This window comes from Burkholderia sp. HI2761 (genome assembly GCF_002223355.1).
Classification (GTDB): Bacteria; Pseudomonadota; Gammaproteobacteria; order Burkholderiales; family Burkholderiaceae; genus Burkholderia.
In genome coordinates this window covers 1,921,021-1,936,999 of the sequence record NZ_NKFN01000007.1, presented here as the reverse complement: position 1 = coordinate 1,936,999, position 15,979 = coordinate 1,921,021, and the positions used below count along the sequence as shown (strand labels likewise).

Genomic DNA, 15,979 nt, shown 5'->3' with positions numbered 1-15,979 from the left:
GCTAGTTCGCGCCTCGCGACCGACAAGTTTATCGAATTGCGGCAGTGACCCGCCATTTGCCGCGACGGCGCTCATCGACCGCGAACCCACGCCTCGTCGACGCGCACGTACTTGATCTTCTGGCGGAACCACGTGAACGCGATGTGCAACGTGCCGTCCCGCGACTGCACGATGGACGGATACGAATATTCCCGGTTGCGCTGGTCCGCGGAGTTGTTCGTCATGCAGTAGCCGTCGCCGATTTCCAGGTTGCGGCGCCGCCGCCAGGTCCTGCCGCCGTCCTCGGAGATCGCCAGCGACATCGGCGCGCGCGGTGCGCCCCAAAAGGCCGTGCCGCGGGAGGACGCCTTCTGGTCGCGCAGCCCGCCGCTGTCCTCCGAATCTTCGATGTCGTCGTACAGGGAAGCGCGGCGCGCGTTGCCGTGCGATGCATCGCTTTCGTTGAATACGAGCGCGAGGTGCCCGTTCTGAAGTACTGCAAACTGAATCGACGAGTTGTTGTTCGGCACGTCGGTCGGTGCGGGCGCGCTCCACGTGCGGCCATCCGTCGAGCGGCTCGCGTAGACGAAGTCCGCCCAACGGCTGCGGTAGAGCGCGAGCAGCGAACCATCGTGCAGTACGTGCACGTTCATGTGCACGCACCCGACGCTGTTCGGCACTTCATGCAGCGTCCACGACACGCCCTGGTCGTCGGACACCATCACCGCGCTGACGTCGTCGTTGCCGACCCATCGCTCGCCGGGCTCCGTGCGACACAGGAATATCGGACAAATCCACGTGCCGCCGTCGAGAGCGACGATCGGCTGGCGCACGAAGGTCCCCGGGCGATCGAACAACGTTTCGACGGGGCCCCAGGTGATGCCGTTGTCCGTCGACACGCGACGGCGCACGATCGCGGTGTTCTGGTGGCCGGACAGCTGCGCGGTGTAGAGCAGCCACAGGCGGCCGTCCGGCGCGGTGAACAGCACGGGATTCTGTTCGGAGCGGGTCGGGTCGTCCGACAGCTTTCGCGGCGGCGACCATTCGTTCGTCCCGGCCGCGAGACGCGACAGGTAGATGGATACATCCGGAATGCCTTCCTGGGTGCCGCCGAACCATACGCACAGCAGGTCGCCGTTGTCGAGGCAGTGCAGGTTGGCCGCGTGATTCTGCACGCACGCGGTGGGCAGGAACGCTTCCTGGCGTTCCGCGTCGGCATACGCGGCGCGAACGCGATGATCCGACGCGGCGCTCGCCGCTTCAACGAAATTCGTGCTCATGAAATGTCTCTCGAGTGGCGACGTTAGTGCGATTCGCGATGCGTGAGCCGCTTGTCCCGAAGATCCGATCTCTCGCCATGGAACAACAGCTTGCCGACGATCAGCACGATGGCCGGGGTCACGAGCGCGACGTACATGTTGTCGATGCCGAACGGATTGCCCAGCAGATACCAGAGCGTCGTGGCGATCGTCGCGACGATGAGTGCCGACACGGCGCCGCGCTTGCCGCTGAAGAACGGCAGGTAGATGCCGATCAGCGCGACGACCGATACGGACAGGCGAAGCGCACGGCTGAAGAACGACAACGCGAGGATTTGCGGGACGAACAGCACGAAGATCAGCGGCAGGAAGCCGACGATCAGCGAAATCCAGCGCGTCATTCTCAGCTCGACGTCGGGCGTCGGATTGAAGCGGGGCACATAGAAGTCCTTCACGATCAGCGATGCGATGGCCAGTGCGACAGTGCAGACGCTCACGAAGATCGAGGCCACGAGCGACGTCGTGACGATGCCGGCCAGGATCGGGTTCATGTGCTGCAGGAACACCGGCAGGGCGTACAGGCTCTTGATCTCGGGATACAGGTACTTCGCCGTCACGCCGATGAAGCCGAGCGCGAGCCCGATCGGCACGCACAGCAGCGCGGCCATTAGCGACGATGCACGGGCACCCTCGGGGCTGCGGGTGGCCGAGATGGCCTGGATGATGAACTGCGTCGAGAAGATCGCGCCGGCCGTGCCGATGATCCACGCGCCGATCGTTCCGCCGGACAGCGCGCCCGTCCACGTGAAGTAGTGCGCGGGCATGTGCTGCGCCATCGGCGCAATGCCACCGGACAGCTTCCATGCGACGCCGACCAGAATCGCGATGCCGAGCAGCTTCACCGCGCTGTGAACGACCGTGAGATACGCGACGCTCTTGAGGCCGCCCCAGACGAAATAGATCGTGCTGACGGTCGCGGTGATGATGGCGGCCGTCGGCAGGTTGATATGCATGACCGTCGAGATCGCCGCCGCACCACTCACGTAGTTGCCGACGTTCACGACGAACAGCGCGTAGATCATGATCGCCGAGACCGCGAGCTTCGCGCCATGGCCGTAGCGTTGCGCGATGAATCCGGAGATCGTGAACTCACCGGACGCATAGAGCCGCTTGGCCATGAACAGACCGAAGAAAAGGAAGCCGATGGCGGCCGCCAGCACCGACCACGACGCGGCGATGCCGGCAGAGAAAGCTTCCTGCGAGGTGCCCACCGTCGATTTCGCGCCGATGAATTCCGACATCAGCAGGATCGCGACCACCAGCGCCGGCATCGAGCGCCCGGCCACCATGAACTGCTCGGAATTGCGGCTGCGCAGGCGAATGCTGATGAGGCTGGTAATGACGATGTAGGCGACCACCATCCCGATGATGGTGGCTGTGTCCCAATAACTGAAGGTGGCCATCGCTTGTCTCCACGTTACCTTCGGTTGATGTGCGTTCGGTGCCTCAAGCGATCCGGCATGTGCCTGCCGATGTCGCTCGCGGATAGTGCGTGTCGTTGCGTCCTCCGCTTACGCGGCGGTGGCGACGGGCGACGACTCGTTGCGCCGCGTCGCGAGGTCCACGGCCTGACGGAATGCTTCCAGCAGGCTGCGTTCGTCGGCGATGCCCTTGCCGGCGATGTCGAAGGCGGTGCCGTGGTCGACCGATGTGCGGATGACGGGCAGGCCGACCGTCACGTTCACGCCGGCTTCGAGGCCCATCACTTTCACCGGCCCGTGTCCCTGGTCGTGATACATCGCGACGACCACGTCGAAATCGCCGCGCCCCGCACGGAAAAACAGCGTATCGGCCGGCAGCGGGCCTTCGACGTCCCAGCCGCGCGCCCGAAGAACCTCGATCGCCGGAACGATCTTCTGTTCCTCTTCGCCGTAGCCGAACAGGCCGTTTTCGCCGGCATGCGGATTGATCCCGCACACGCCGATGCGCGGATTCGCGATGCCGGCACGCACCAGCGTGTCGTGCGCGCGTTCGATCGTGCGCTGCACGAGCCCCGGCTCGATCTTGCGAATTGCGTCGAGCAGCCCGATGTGCGTCGTCACGTGAATCACGCGCAGATTGGGCGCGACCAGCATCATCGACACCTCGTCGATGCCCGTCAGATGCGCGAGCATTTCCGTGTGGCCGGGGAAAATATGGCCGCCCGCATGCAGCGCTTCCTTGTTGAGCGGCGCGGTGCAGATCGCGTCGAGTTCGCCCTTGGACGTCAGCTCCACGGTGCGCGCGATGTATTGATACGCGGCATCTCCCGCGACGGGCGACAGCTTTCCGTACGGCAGGTCCGCCGGAATGAGCGCGAGGTCGATGCAATCGACGACTCCGACGCGGAACGCGCCTTCGGCGGGTCGACTGACCGTGCGAACGTCGAGATCGACGCCCGCGCGGCGACCGGCATCCCGCAGCCGCGCGGCGTCGCCGATGACCACGGGGCGGCACTGGTCGTACACCGCCGCATGGGCAAGGCTCTTCATGATGATTTCCGGTCCGACGCCGGCCGCGTCGCCCATGGTGATGCCGATGATGGGACGATTGTCCATGGCAGCTTCCTTCACTGATTGGATTGAGTGGTGTCGGCTGTCTTGCGTTCCTGCGCAAGCCGACGCCAGGCGTGATGGATCGACTCGGGCTGGCCGAAGCCGCCCGCCTTGGTCACGACGGGAAATGTCTTTCCTTGCAGCCGGCATTCAAGCAGCGGCATGCCGTCCTCGATTTCGTCGACGACGCGCAACGCGCTCGCGCCGGCCGCGGCGAGCAGTGCGCGCGCCGTTTCGCCGCCGGTTGCGATGAGCGCGCCGGCGTAGGGCATGGCGGGCGCCAGCAGCAATGCAAGACGGTTGCAGAACAGCAGGCCGTCCTTTACGTCCCCGCGGTGCGTCTGGCTCAACGACACCACCACGTGCTCGCCACGGCGCAGCGCGTCGCATACGACCGTCGTCAGGTCGCTTTGCGGATCGTCCAGCGCGGAGACGGCGACTTCGAGTGCAACGAGATGAGGGCCGGCGTTCGCCTTGAGGCAGTCCAGTTGCGCATGTGAGATGCTCGACATGCTGCCGACGACCGTCAGCACGGGGCCGTGCGGATGCTGATCGTCGGTCGCCGGACCGCTCACGCTGCGCGGTAGCGCCAGCGCTTCGATGATGGGGGGAGCCAGGCCGGCCGAACCGACCCAGAACACGCCGTCGAGCGTCGCGGACGCGCGGGCAATGCGTTGCAGGTCGTCGTCGGACTCCGCGTCGCATACGACGGCCTGCATGCCGTCGGATTGCAGTTGCCGAATGTAAGCAGCGAGCGCGCCGGGCTCACTGCTGCGCACCTCGCTGAATCCCGCATGCGCGACGCGCAGATGCTCGGCGGACAGCAGCGCAACCAGGTCGGCTTTGCCCACGATGTGCTCGTTGCGCCAGTATTCGCTTGCTTCGACCGGCACGCCGCGCACCCATTGCCGTCCGTCGCGGGTGGTGCGGCCGGCGGCCGGATAGGCCGGGCACACGATTGCCATGCCGAGGTGCAATGCGAGCGCGGCGACTTCCGCCGCGACGTTGCCGCGCAGCGTGGAGTCCACCTTCTTGTAGAGGCGCGTGCCTGCAGCCGACAACGATTCGACCGCGGCGACATTGCGCTGGGCCGCCACGTCCTTCGATGCGCGGCGCGAATCGACGTCGATCGACAGGATGTCGACACCGTCCGTCGATGTCGATGCATGCCCGGCGTCGAGCAGGACCATCGTCGTCAGGCCGTGACGCAACCCGGCCACCGCGCAATCGGCCGCGCCCGACAGATCGTCGGCGATGATCAGGAGCCGGGCTGTGTGCCGTGCGAGCGCGTTCACGGCAGCAGGCGGCGATAGATGGTTTTCATGTCGTCGAGCGTCAGCGCTTTGGGATTGTTGCCGAGCAGGCGCTTGACTTTCGATGCCGCGACCGCGAGCGCGTCGAGATGTTCTTCCGACACGCCGAACTTGCGCAGGTCCTGCGGAATCTCGACGGCGGCCGTCCATTCCTCGATCCTGACGAGCAGCTTGCGTGCCGCGGCCGCGTCCGAATCGGCCTTCGAGGCCAGATCGAGTGCGCGCGCAACGTTCGACAGGCGGCCCTCGATCGCATCGAGATTGAAGGCCATTACGTGCGGCAGCAGCATCGCGTTCGCGACGCCGTGGGTGACGTTGAACATGCCGCCGAGCGGGTAGGCGAGCGCATGCACCGCTGCCGTGCCGGCGGCGGTGAGTGCGAGGCCGCCGTACATCGAGCCGAGCATCATCGCTTCGCGCGCTTTCAGCGACTGGCCGTTGTCGTACGCTTCGACGATGTTCGCGCCGATCAGGCGCATCGACTCCATCGCATACATGTCGCTGATCGGGTTCGCCTTCGTCGAGATGTACGATTCGAGCGCGTGAACGAACGCGTCCATGCCGGTCGCGGCCGTGATCGGCTGCGGCAACCCGAGCGTCAGCTCCGCATCGAGAATGACGATTTGCGGCAGCAGGTGACGGCTGACGATGCCTACCTTCAACGATTCGTCCGGCAGCGTCACGATCGCGTTGGGCGTGACTTCCGAGCCGGTTCCGGCGGTGGTCGGCACGAGAATCATCGGCACGCCGGGTTGCTTGATCAGATCGATGCCCAGCCAGTTCTGCAGCGGTTCGTCGTTGGTCAGCCGCACCGCGAACAGCTTCGCCGCATCGAGCACGCTGCCGCCGCCGATCGACAAAATCGCTTGCGGCGCAAACGGCGCGATCTGCTCGTTGTAGACCGTTTCGACGTTGCCGATGGTCGGCTCCGGCTCGACGCCGCGAATGATGCGCACGTCGATGCCCTTCGCGTTGAGCGATGCGATCACGCGATCGGCGATGCCGAGCGCTTCCATCGACGGTTGGGTGATCAGCGCGATGCGTTCGACCGGCGTGTCGAGCAGCGCCAGCTTGTCGGGAAGCGTGGCGAGGCTGCCGGCGCCGTGGACGATGTGCTTGACGGTCTGGAAGTGATAGGTGGTCATGCTGATGATCCGTTTCAGTGGCTGCGCGCGGCGTCGCGATAAATGGACAGCGCCTGCGAGAGACGCTCGCGGGCGCCGGCGTCGAGCGGCAGGGCGGGGGACCGTGCGGGGCCGGCAGGCATTCCGAGCATCTGCGCGGCGGTTTTCAGCACGACGGGCATCGTCCCCAGCGCGAACGCATCGCGCAGCGCACGCAACGATTCCTGAGCCTCGCGGGCGCCGGCGATATCACCCGCCTGGAACCTGTTCCAAATCGACATGACGACATGCGGGACGGCATTGGTCGTTGCGGCGACCGCGCCGTCGCCACCCGCGATCAGCGTCCATAGAATCATCGAGTCGGTGCCGGTGAAGACCGAGAAGTCGTCGCGCCGCAGGTCGATCAGTTGCAGCAGGCGGTCGAAGTCGCCGCCGCTGTCCTTGATGCCGCGAATGTTCGGAATTTCCGACAGTCGGCGCACGGTATCGACCGTCAGCGTGATGCCCGCCTTCGCGGGAATCGTGTAGAGCATGACCGGTAGCGGCGTGGCGTCGGCGATCTTCTTGTAGTGCGCGTAGAGCTCGGGCTGGGTCGCGCCGTTGAAATACGGCGTGATCACCGACACGGCGTCCACGCCCACCTCGGCCATCTTCCGGTTCAGGTCGATCACGTCGCGCGTCGCATAGGCGCCGGTGCCCGCGATCACCGGTACGCGCGAGCGGGCCTGGCTGACCGCGATGCGCGCGATGCGAAGTTTCTCACCTTCATTCAGTGCGATGAATTCGCCATTGGTGCCGAGCACGAAGAGCCCGTGCACGCCCGATTCGATCAGCCGTTCGACGAGCGCGCGCAGACCGTCTTCATCGATATTCTCGTCCGCCGTCATCGGCGTGATCAGCGCGGGAACGATTCCCTTGAACGAAATTGACATGCTTGCTCCATCGCGGAAGGAACGGCGGGCGGAATTACCGTCTCCCAAGGGTTATGTCGACATCAGCGGAGGCCGCGTGCCGGCGATCAAGATCGCGCCGCTGAACGCGTCATTCCGTGCTACTTGCGCAGGCGACCGCGCCGTCCGATGTCCTTCAGTAGAAATGCTCATTTCGATCATTTGAATTGATCGATTTGTGCATTTTAGTCGAAACAGTGAGCGGATCAGTCAATGAAAACCCTAATGTGAGCGGATCGGTCATTTTCGTTGAGAAAAAGGGGAGGTTCAGCTCCACCCGCGCGTGTTGCGCACCCGGGGGAGCGGCCCATGGCGGCGCGATCGCTCAGATTCGAAGCGCTTGGCCTGGGGAGAGCGCTTGAGTGTGTGAGAGCGCCGCTCCAGATTGAGACGAGCAGAATTGATGATTGCTTGCGCGGCCACGACGCGGCGAAACCAGTCCGGCCGGACCAGCAGCACGATATCGGGCGACCAGCCGTTCAATCTGCCGTCCACTAATCCCGAGCTGCTCGGCGGCTCGCCAAGGCGTCAGACGCTGCTCGATCACGGCTTCCACGAACCTTCAGACGAGCCAGCTCCCGCGTCGTCATGGTGATCGTCCAGCCGCCGGTTACCTTGTTGGCCACGCTTGCGCGAGGTCAGGCCAGCCGCACCAGATTCCCGGTAGCGGATCACCAGACGCTCGATCTGTCGCACCGTCAAACCCAGTCGTTCTGCCGCGCGTCCGGGCTTGAGCCTGCCATCCGCCACGTCCTGAATGACCTTGAACCGGAACCGGTCCAGTTCGCGCATCGTCATGGTGATCGTCCCAGTCGCGTTCATCGCCGGCGCTCCCAAGGGTGCAGGCGATCAACCTACAGGCCCAAACACGACATTTTTATTTAGCGGAAACACGACATCTGAACTTGGGACCTACACCAAATGTCATAGCCATTTCAAGATGTCGTGGCGGCAGCTATTTAGAAATGTCGTGTTTTTAGGGGTTAAAAGGTTTGTCTTTAACGGGTTACAGCTCATGCAGTGTCGAAGGACGGAGCCTGAACGGGCAGGGCGCTGACGTCTGCTGCGATGGCCTTTGCAGACCGACGGCCAGGTTTCTGGGGCGATTGCGCCTTTCCGCGTTGTGATAGCTCCACCACGACCTGTTCGACGTCGGCCTGCGTGAATTCGCGTTGCTTCTTCGTGCCCGCCACGCGTTCCTTGGCGCGAACCGGCTCGCCCTGGTTTGTGCGGGAAGGCGAACCAGAGATGCGCCGGTCGTCGCGCTGTGCCTGAATGGCCTGCGCCACCTGCAATACGTGGCTCAACCGCTTGTGCTCAACCACCGCGCCCTGGTCCAGTTCAGCTAGCCGGTCGTACTGCCTGCAGGGCAGCAACCGCCCATCAGCCCGGATCTCGATGCGCCCGTCCGGGTACTCCCATACGTCGATGTAGCGGTGTATCAGCTTGCGGTTCTCCAACGTGTCATCCAGCAAATACATCACGCGGTCGTACTGTACCGTCAACGATTTCGTGACACGGCGCGTCTCGCGCCACGTCATCAGCAAATCCAGATTCTCACCGCTCCTCAGTGGTCGATGCGCATCAAATTCGCTCTTGGGCGGCTTGGCAAAGCGCGCGTTGTAGGCGGCCATGAAGGAGGGCGCATACGCATTGGCCGCCTCCACCGTATTGATCCCGCGCAGCCTCAATTCCTTCACGAGCCGGTCCTGCAAGGTTAGGTGCGCACGCTCCACGCGCCCCTTGGCTGAGCTGCTGTTGGCGCAGAACGTGTCGATGTTCAATTCGTACATCGCCCGGCCAAAGTGCGTCATGCTGCTGCCGGTTTCCTGCGCCTTCGTACTACGAAACACGCTCGCCTTGTCGCTGTAAAACGCGCCCGGCTTGCCGTGACGCTCGAGGTACGCGCGCGTCGCCTCGAAGTAGCTGAAGGTCGACTCGCTTGCCGTGAAGTGCAGCGCCATCAGCCGACTCGTCGCGTCGTCCACGTACACCAGCAGCGTGCAAGGCGAAGCCCGGTCCTCGAACCAGTGATGGTCACTACCGTCGATCTGAATCAACTCGCCCAAGCACGCACGGCGCGCGCGTGGCTGATAAACCTTCGGTGGTCGCTGCCGGCGCGGCACCCATAGCCCGGCCTCGGTCATCAGACGGCGCACCGTTTCCTTGGCGAGCCGAATGTCGTGGCATTCGTAGAGCTTCTCGCAGGCCAAGGTCGGGCCAAAATCGGCGTAGCGCTCGCGAATGATCGCAACAGCCCGCTGGGCCAGATTCTCGTCCAGACGCCGGTTACCTTGTCGACCACGCTTGCGCGAGGTCAGTCCGGCTGCACCGCATTCCCGATATCGGATCACCAGCCGTTCGATCTGCCGCACCGTCAAACCCAGCCGTTCAGCCGCACGCCCAGGCTTCAGTCCCATGTCCACCACGGCCTGGATCACCTTCAGACGGTCGAGTTCTCGCATGTTCAACGTAACCAAGGCAGCTCGGTGCATAGCCAGCTCCGTAGTCCCACGGGGAGCCGATCAGCATACCGAGGTCCAAACACGACATTTCTAAATGGCTAGAACACGACATTTCTATAAAGCTACTACACCAAAACCATCGATAATTCACGTTATGTAAAATTAAATACAAAAACCCAGCTGGAATCACCACACCTTGTCTTCATCATTTCATCTTGCAGATTTTGAGTTTATTGGTTTCTTTGTTGAGTGTGACTTGATAATTTTCCACCTTAATCAAATCTCCAATGACACCACTTTTATTGTCGAAACGACGTCGCTCAATTGTAATATCTCCTTTCTCTCCCTCTCTGGCCTCACGGAAAATCCAAGCTTCTTTGCTTTTCGATGCTGCATAGCAGACTTGATGCCCAGAAAATGCGACATGTTGAAGAATCCGCTTGCACGAACGACACGGGTTCGCCACGCCACGCATCCATATTTCGTCGCGGGTTCGGAGCTTTGAGAGAATTGGTTCAAGGAATTTTGGTTCCGTATGAGATGTTAGGCGTATTTGAGGGTCATTCGACTCTTCTGCTGTAAGTCCACCGCTTTCCAAAATATCTGTATAAATGAGGTTGTTGCCACGCAGGATGCCAGCAAAAAGAAGGTGTGGAGATTCCTTACTGGCAAGCCCCAGAGGGTCCGTCCATGTCAGCGAGTTGGGTCCATACGCAAACAAATTTATCCCACCCGCAAGGCCGAGAGGATCCTGGCTAATGAAACTCCCGCTATGAGGGTCATAGTATCGGTGGCGATTATAATAAAGTCCTGTTTCAGGATCGCAATATTGACCTTCAGCACGCAATGGCTGATCGATCCTATATTTTGATCCGTATTGCCGAATTTCGGCCCAAGCTCCGTAGGCTGCTTCCCATACGACATTTCCTCCAACATCGCTTAGACGTATCGGCGCTCCATTGGGAGCGACGTGCACCCAATAACGAGCCATTGTCATCGTCTTGCCGTCGCCACTTACTTGAGCGTTTGTGGTGCTAGCTATTGATCCGCTTCCGTATGCCGGGATGCTATGTTCAGCGACAGCCAATGGCAAAAAACTCTCAGGATAATGAAACCACGCACGAAACAAACCAATGCCTTCCCTATTTCTGCAATGCGAACCTTGAATAGCTGTACTTTCCCACTTGCACTTATCCGGTAATACACCACACATGTTAGAAACACCATCTGTCTCCTGTATTGGATCGTCTGCCTCGCGGATGGTCGCTTCGCCCACCATGATGTCACCATCCCAGAAGAAGCGACTAGCATGCGACATCGGTCCCGCCACGCTTTCTGCACTCGTCGATGTATCGCCAGAGTCTCGAACCTCCGATACCTTTCGCACTCGGCGATGAAATGCGTCATATGCATAGCATGTGTGGACTTCTCGCCCGACGTTCGATCGGTCACCGATGCTGCTAGCCTCGAGACGCACTGACGACGTTTCGATTAGCAATCCATCACCATCCCAGCGCAGTGTGACTTCCAGTTCCGGACCACTCCTGTGTATCAGATTCCCGATGCGATCGAATGTAAACTGGCGATTGTTTACATGGTCTTGAATATTCCATGCATCAAAATGGGTGCCCCGATGATATGGTGTGTATCGATAATTCTGAACGGCACGCGTTTTTAACCGATTGCCGGCCAGATCATAGGAAAAACGATGATGCTCGCCAGTTGAATCAATGTGTGCCGTAACTTTTCCGCTTAAATCATATTCAAAGCGATCATGACCGAGTCGCGAATCGTGTTTTTCTACCATCTCGCCGCGAGTATTGTATAGATATTCGCTGTCGAATAAAATTTTTGACTCTAGTCTTACGATTTGCTTGGCAAGCATGCCATCTGACGTGTAAGACAGTTCGCGCCGCAAACCATCGTCGAGATACTCTACCTCAACCTGACCATGTGCATCACGATCAAATGTTATTGGGCACTCTTGATCGATTTGAATTGACTGGAGTTCGTCAAGGGCATCGTACTCATAGCGCACCACATGCTCAATCGACTGCCCGCTTGATTGAATTCGGAGCCTGCGTTCGATGTGATTTCCCGACATGTCGTATGCATGGGTTATGATGCAGTCGTCTCCTTGCCTTTCCCGAACCACACGTCCTGCCGCATCATATGTCAATTCGACCCTGGCATCCGGATTCGACGCAACGACTAAGTTGCCGCAACAATCGTAAGAAAATGTCTCCCGGCGAATTCCGTCAGCTTGACGTGGATCCGGTACGTACTTTTGTACAACGCGTCCAAGCACGTCGGTTTCGTAAACGATTGCCTGCCCCATTGGATCGATGCTACGCCGCAACTCTCCTGATGCGCCGTACTCGTAACGACGTGATTGTCCCCAATAGTCAGTTTCCTCGATGATTCGTCCCAGCGCGTCGCGTCCGAACCGATAGCACTCTTTGAGTTCATTTGTCACGCAGACCAATTGCCCTTCGGAGTCGTACTGGTACTGAACGACTGTGCCATCAGGCATCAGTCGTTTGGTTATCTGCCCGAGTAGCGAATATTCAAATTTTACAATCTGGTCATTCGCGTCGCGATAGCGCAGAAGATTTCCATCTGCATCATACGTGTAGTGAATTTCTTGGCCATCTGGTTTGATGGCGCGTGTTAGATTGCCATTGCGATCGTATTCAAAGTGACTTGCACGATCTCGGAAGTCGATAATCGATGTTATATGAGCCCGTGCATCGTGCATATACCGAATGCATCGACCTCGTGCATCGATTACTTCTTCGACATTGCCGTCACGATCATAGGAGAAACGGGTCGTCGAGCCGCTCGGTGCGGTCCACGTCACGATCTGACCGTATTGATTGTATTCGTAACGAGTGCAAGCATGGGTCGGCGCCGTCTGGGTGATCAAGCCACCTTGTTCGTTCCATTGATATTGCCACTCTCTGCCACCTGGTGCGATTAGACGGATGCGGCGATGATTCATGTCATACTCGGCATACACGATGCTCTTGTCTGGCAGTGTCTGAGTAAGCAGATTGCCATATTCGTCGTATTCCCATCCGGATACTCTGCTTGCTGGATCAGTCTCCGAGCACGTTCGACCTTTCGCGTCGTAGCAATAGCTTGAGATGCCGCCCAATGGGTCGGTCATCGCGACTGGCATCCCGCGTTCGTTCGCTTGTAAAATCGATGTATAACCAAGCGAGTCAGTGACTCGCGTCTCGTGATGTTCGATATCATAGGTGAAGCGGTAATTGAAGAGATCCTCGTCACCCCACGCACGTTCGACCCGCCAAATACCGTCGCCATATATTCGGTGAGTGTAGTAGAACGAAACTCCACGCGCACTCATATGACGAACCATTAGATGGTTATTTGTGTAATAAAAATGGTGCGACTGACTCATGGCATCCAGTGCGGCGATCAAATCTCCATTACGATCGCGTTCGTAGTCAACGAGTCGATATCGGTAACCGTCTGTATCGATTAGCGTCAGTGATATCAGAAGATTATATTGATAGTTGCCATTGCAATCTCTGCGAATCTCATTTACTGTCTTTTTCGCGGTTTCGTATTCGACTCTGCGTCCGGTTGCCGTCTCGCCCTTCCATTCGACAATCCGCGCAACGCTGCGATCCTCACGCCATTCGAACGCCCATGCATTGCCATGAAGGTCAATTATTCGCGCGATGAGCAACGTCAATGTGGCGTCTTCAGTGATCGCGTCTACCGCGTGTTGCCAACGTGCCGGCAATTCAAACTCGTATTCGATGCCGGCGCGCGTACGCAGGATAAGGTGGTCATCATGCTGATATAGCGCATGTCCATACTGCCAGTCGTACACGCGGGCAAGCCACCCGGTTGTACCCGGCATCGCGTCGAATACCGTAGCATGATCCGGAAAATATGCGACCACTCTCAATTTACCGGCATGTTGCATTAGGTCGAGCCGGATGTCGGCTGGCGTTTGCCAGCCCACGCCAATTGTGCCGTGCCATGTACGCTGGCTTGCATAATGGCGGTTCCATGCCAACGGCAGGCGACCGACGACCGTGAAATCGTGCTGCTGCACAATCACTTCACCTGTAATTGCGTCAACGGGTTCCGCCTTCAGTACATTGCACCGCAAGAACCCCGACTTCAAATGCAGCTTGTCCGCCAGCGCCTTTGCCCACTTCGATCCCCGAAACGCCTTGAACAACCCCTTCGCCGCCGCAGCCATATTCATGATCGGCGGCCCGCCCACCAACACCGGCCGTCCTCCTGGAATCGGCAGCATCACCGAACTCGGCATCGACGGATAAGTCCGATCTGTATGCGCGCTATTGTGCGGAGGCGGCTCCATCCCAATCGACCAGCAACTCAACGCCTCCAACGCCATATACGACATCGGATCGTTATTGGCGAGCACCGTCTTGCTGCCCATGAACGACTCCCCGTCGTTCGACGGCTCGAAGTCCGCCGGCGGTGGAGCAAACGATTCGCCAAGCGGAAAATGCAACCCCGGAACGTGGTACGCATGCGTCCCGGCCGTGGCGCGCATCATCCCGTTCACGAAAATCGGCCTGCCGCTGCTGCCCCCTGATCCGACGTTCGAGCCAAGATCGTCACTGATGCGGTTCTTGATCTTGTTGGCCTCTTTCGCGAGCTTCATCCCCTCCGCGACAGTGGGGTCATCCTTGAACAGCTTGCCGCCACCCATCAGTTCATTGACCTGCTGGTTTGCTTCGTCGGCCAGGTGTTCCAGCTTCTTCACATCCTCCGGATGATCTTCGAAGTATTCGGTCACCTTCTCCTGCGCGATCATCATCGCGATGCAGCCGACCACGGCCTTCGCGGCTTGAACGTATTCGCGCAGATCGAGCATGAACCCGACGTGAGGATGCGGCAGGAACACCGGTGGTGTACCTGGCGTGACCAGTACCGAGTGAACGTCGACGCCGACAACAGGATCGAGATGCTTGACGGCTGGTAGTGCCACGATTTCCGCCCTCGCTCGCGCTCAACGCCCACTACGCAACGCAGCGACCTTCTCGCTGAGCGCGTTACGCCGCCGGTCCTGCACACCCAATTGCGACACCATCCACTCGACAACCATCGGCAGATTACTGTTCGCCCGTATTGACTCGTCGATCATCAACCCTGCATCGAGCGCATTGAACCCCGCCTCCAGCGCATGCTCTCGCTCCCCTGCCCGTTCCCAGCACACGGCGCTCATGCGCCAGGCCTCGACTGTCATCAGCCCATCCTTCGCAGCCGTGGTCGATGCCGCTGCACGCTCATAGCAATACGCCGAATGCGCATAATCCTTGTGCGTCAAATGCACGCTCGCCTCGCCGAACAACCCGTTCGCAACGAGCTTGTGCCCCGCCGGATGCCCCGCCTCGACCGCGCGCATACCGCTGCTGGCGGCGCTCCGGTAAGCCGCGATCGCCTTCTCCCGATCTCGCCATTTCAGATACGCGGCCCCCGCGATCAGATGCACCACCACGCATTGATCGAACCACTGTTCGCGCTCCGCGACCTTCAGTGCCGCCGCACGCAGTTCCTCCAGCCGAGCAGGATTGTTGCCTTCGATCATCTCGGTCAGCATAACGAAATGCCGTCGAAACTCCCCGCTCGGCCCGCGCTCGCCTGATTCCGCCAGAAGTTCACGCGGCACGCTCGCCATCGAATACTCGCCGTGCACGACGCGCACCGCAGCCCGATGCCGTTGCATCAGCGTTGCGAACGGCGCGATATCAGTACGCGGCACGACAAAGCGCACGCGCTCGGCGAGCTGCGGCGCGACCGCAATGATCGACAGCAAGCCATCCATCCACTGCACCCATGCCGCGTCATCCCGCACTTTTGCCGGTTCGAGCACGAACACCATCGCAGGGAAAACGTCCGGATGATGTTGCATCAGGCTGTCGGCAACCGCGAACAGATACAGCAAGGGATTCTTGCCATCGTCGTACGGCGCTTGCCAATCCGCCCGCACACCCTGAGCTTCGGACCCCTCACGCCGGCTCTCGTAGAACGCAACAAGCTCGTCGGTCAGCGACGTCGCATAACCCGCTTCATTGACGAACGATGCCCGCATCGTCCGAACCGCACACGACGTCTCATCCTGCACCTGGAAATACATACGCACGAGCTCCGCATCCGTTTCGTCGGTCTGCCAGATCATCAATCGTGCGTCGCGTTCCTGCGCGAAACTCATCCAGTCCGTATGCGCATCCATGAACCTGCGCTCCACCGGATTGGTCGGCTGCCAGTTCTGCATTCGTGCGGA

General features: G+C 60.1%; 10 protein-coding genes and 1 pseudogene. All 11 read right to left on the bottom strand.

Annotated features, from left to right (window positions below; translation table 11 throughout):
- Positions 1-71 precede the first annotated feature (71 nt).
- On the bottom strand, positions 72-1,259 hold the full coding sequence (locus CFB46_RS26340) for a sialidase family protein (protein ID WP_089501779.1): 1,188 nt from the start codon (positions 1,257-1,259) through the stop codon (positions 72-74).
- A gap of 23 nt (positions 1,260-1,282) precedes the next feature.
- A complete protein-coding gene (locus CFB46_RS26335; protein ID WP_089501778.1) occupies positions 1,283-2,701 on the bottom strand; it encodes a sodium:solute symporter family protein in 1,419 nt (472 codons plus the stop codon).
- 108 nt (positions 2,702-2,809) lie between these two features.
- On the bottom strand, positions 2,810-3,835 hold the full coding sequence (gene pdxA, locus CFB46_RS26330; RefSeq protein ID WP_089501777.1) for a 4-hydroxythreonine-4-phosphate dehydrogenase PdxA: 1,026 nt from the start codon (positions 3,833-3,835) through the stop codon (positions 2,810-2,812).
- Between the two features lie 11 nt (positions 3,836-3,846).
- Positions 3,847-5,127 carry a four-carbon acid sugar kinase family protein gene (locus tag CFB46_RS26325; protein ID WP_089501776.1) on the bottom strand — a complete coding sequence of 427 codons (1,281 nt, stop codon included), beginning with the start codon at positions 5,125-5,127 and terminating at the stop codon, positions 3,847-3,849.
- Positions 5,124-6,290 (bottom strand): iron-containing alcohol dehydrogenase, encoded by a 1,167-nt coding sequence (locus CFB46_RS26320; RefSeq protein ID WP_089501775.1) that lies wholly within the window; start codon positions 6,288-6,290, stop codon positions 5,124-5,126. The genes CFB46_RS26325 and CFB46_RS26320 overlap by 4 nt, the downstream gene beginning before the upstream one ends.
- Before the next feature lie 14 nt (positions 6,291-6,304).
- A complete protein-coding gene (gene dapA, locus CFB46_RS26315) occupies positions 6,305-7,201 on the bottom strand; it encodes a 4-hydroxy-tetrahydrodipicolinate synthase (RefSeq protein WP_089501774.1) in 897 nt (298 codons plus the stop codon).
- A gap of 343 nt (positions 7,202-7,544) precedes the next feature.
- Positions 7,545-7,766, bottom strand: a complete 222-nt coding sequence (locus tag CFB46_RS36070; RefSeq protein ID WP_373558211.1) for a helix-turn-helix domain-containing protein — start codon at positions 7,764-7,766, stop codon at positions 7,545-7,547.
- Positions 7,767-7,816: 50 nt separating this feature from the next.
- Positions 7,817-8,041: pseudogene (locus CFB46_RS26305) on the bottom strand (helix-turn-helix domain-containing protein); the annotation flags it as partial.
- Between the two features lie 191 nt (positions 8,042-8,232).
- Positions 8,233-9,714 (bottom strand): ISNCY family transposase, encoded by a 1,482-nt coding sequence (locus tag CFB46_RS26300; protein WP_089501773.1) that lies wholly within the window; start codon positions 9,712-9,714, stop codon positions 8,233-8,235.
- Positions 9,715-9,889: 175 nt separating this feature from the next.
- The gene (locus CFB46_RS26295) at positions 9,890-14,683 is read right to left on the bottom strand and encodes an RHS repeat-associated core domain-containing protein (RefSeq protein ID WP_179235116.1); all 4,794 of its coding nucleotides are present in this window, start codon (positions 14,681-14,683) and stop codon (positions 9,890-9,892) included.
- 21 nt (positions 14,684-14,704) lie between these two features.
- On the bottom strand, positions 14,705-15,970 hold the full coding sequence (locus CFB46_RS26290) for a hypothetical protein (RefSeq protein WP_089501771.1): 1,266 nt from the start codon (positions 15,968-15,970) through the stop codon (positions 14,705-14,707).
- Between the last annotated feature and the right edge of the window lie 9 nt (positions 15,971-15,979).

Bases quoted from the DNA above. Each gene is read 5' to 3' on its own strand.
- pdxA (WP_089501777.1), bottom strand. From the start codon at position 3,835: ATGGACAATCGTCCCATCATCGGCATCACCATGGGCGACGCGGCCGGC.
- dapA (WP_089501774.1), bottom strand. From the start codon at position 7,201: ATGTCAATTTCGTTCAAGGGAATCGTTCCCGCGCTGATCACGCCGATG.
- CFB46_RS26335 (WP_089501778.1), bottom strand. From the start codon at position 2,701: ATGGCCACCTTCAGTTATTGGGACACAGCCACCATCATCGGGATGGTG.
- CFB46_RS26320 (WP_089501775.1), bottom strand. From the start codon at position 6,290: ATGACCACCTATCACTTCCAGACCGTCAAGCACATCGTCCACGGCGCC.
- CFB46_RS26300 (WP_089501773.1), bottom strand. From the start codon at position 9,714: ATGCACCGAGCTGCCTTGGTTACGTTGAACATGCGAGAACTCGACCGT.
- CFB46_RS26290 (WP_089501771.1), bottom strand. From the start codon at position 15,970: ATGCAGAACTGGCAGCCGACCAATCCGGTGGAGCGCAGGTTCATGGAT.
- CFB46_RS26340 (WP_089501779.1), bottom strand. From the start codon at position 1,259: ATGAGCACGAATTTCGTTGAAGCGGCGAGCGCCGCGTCGGATCATCGC.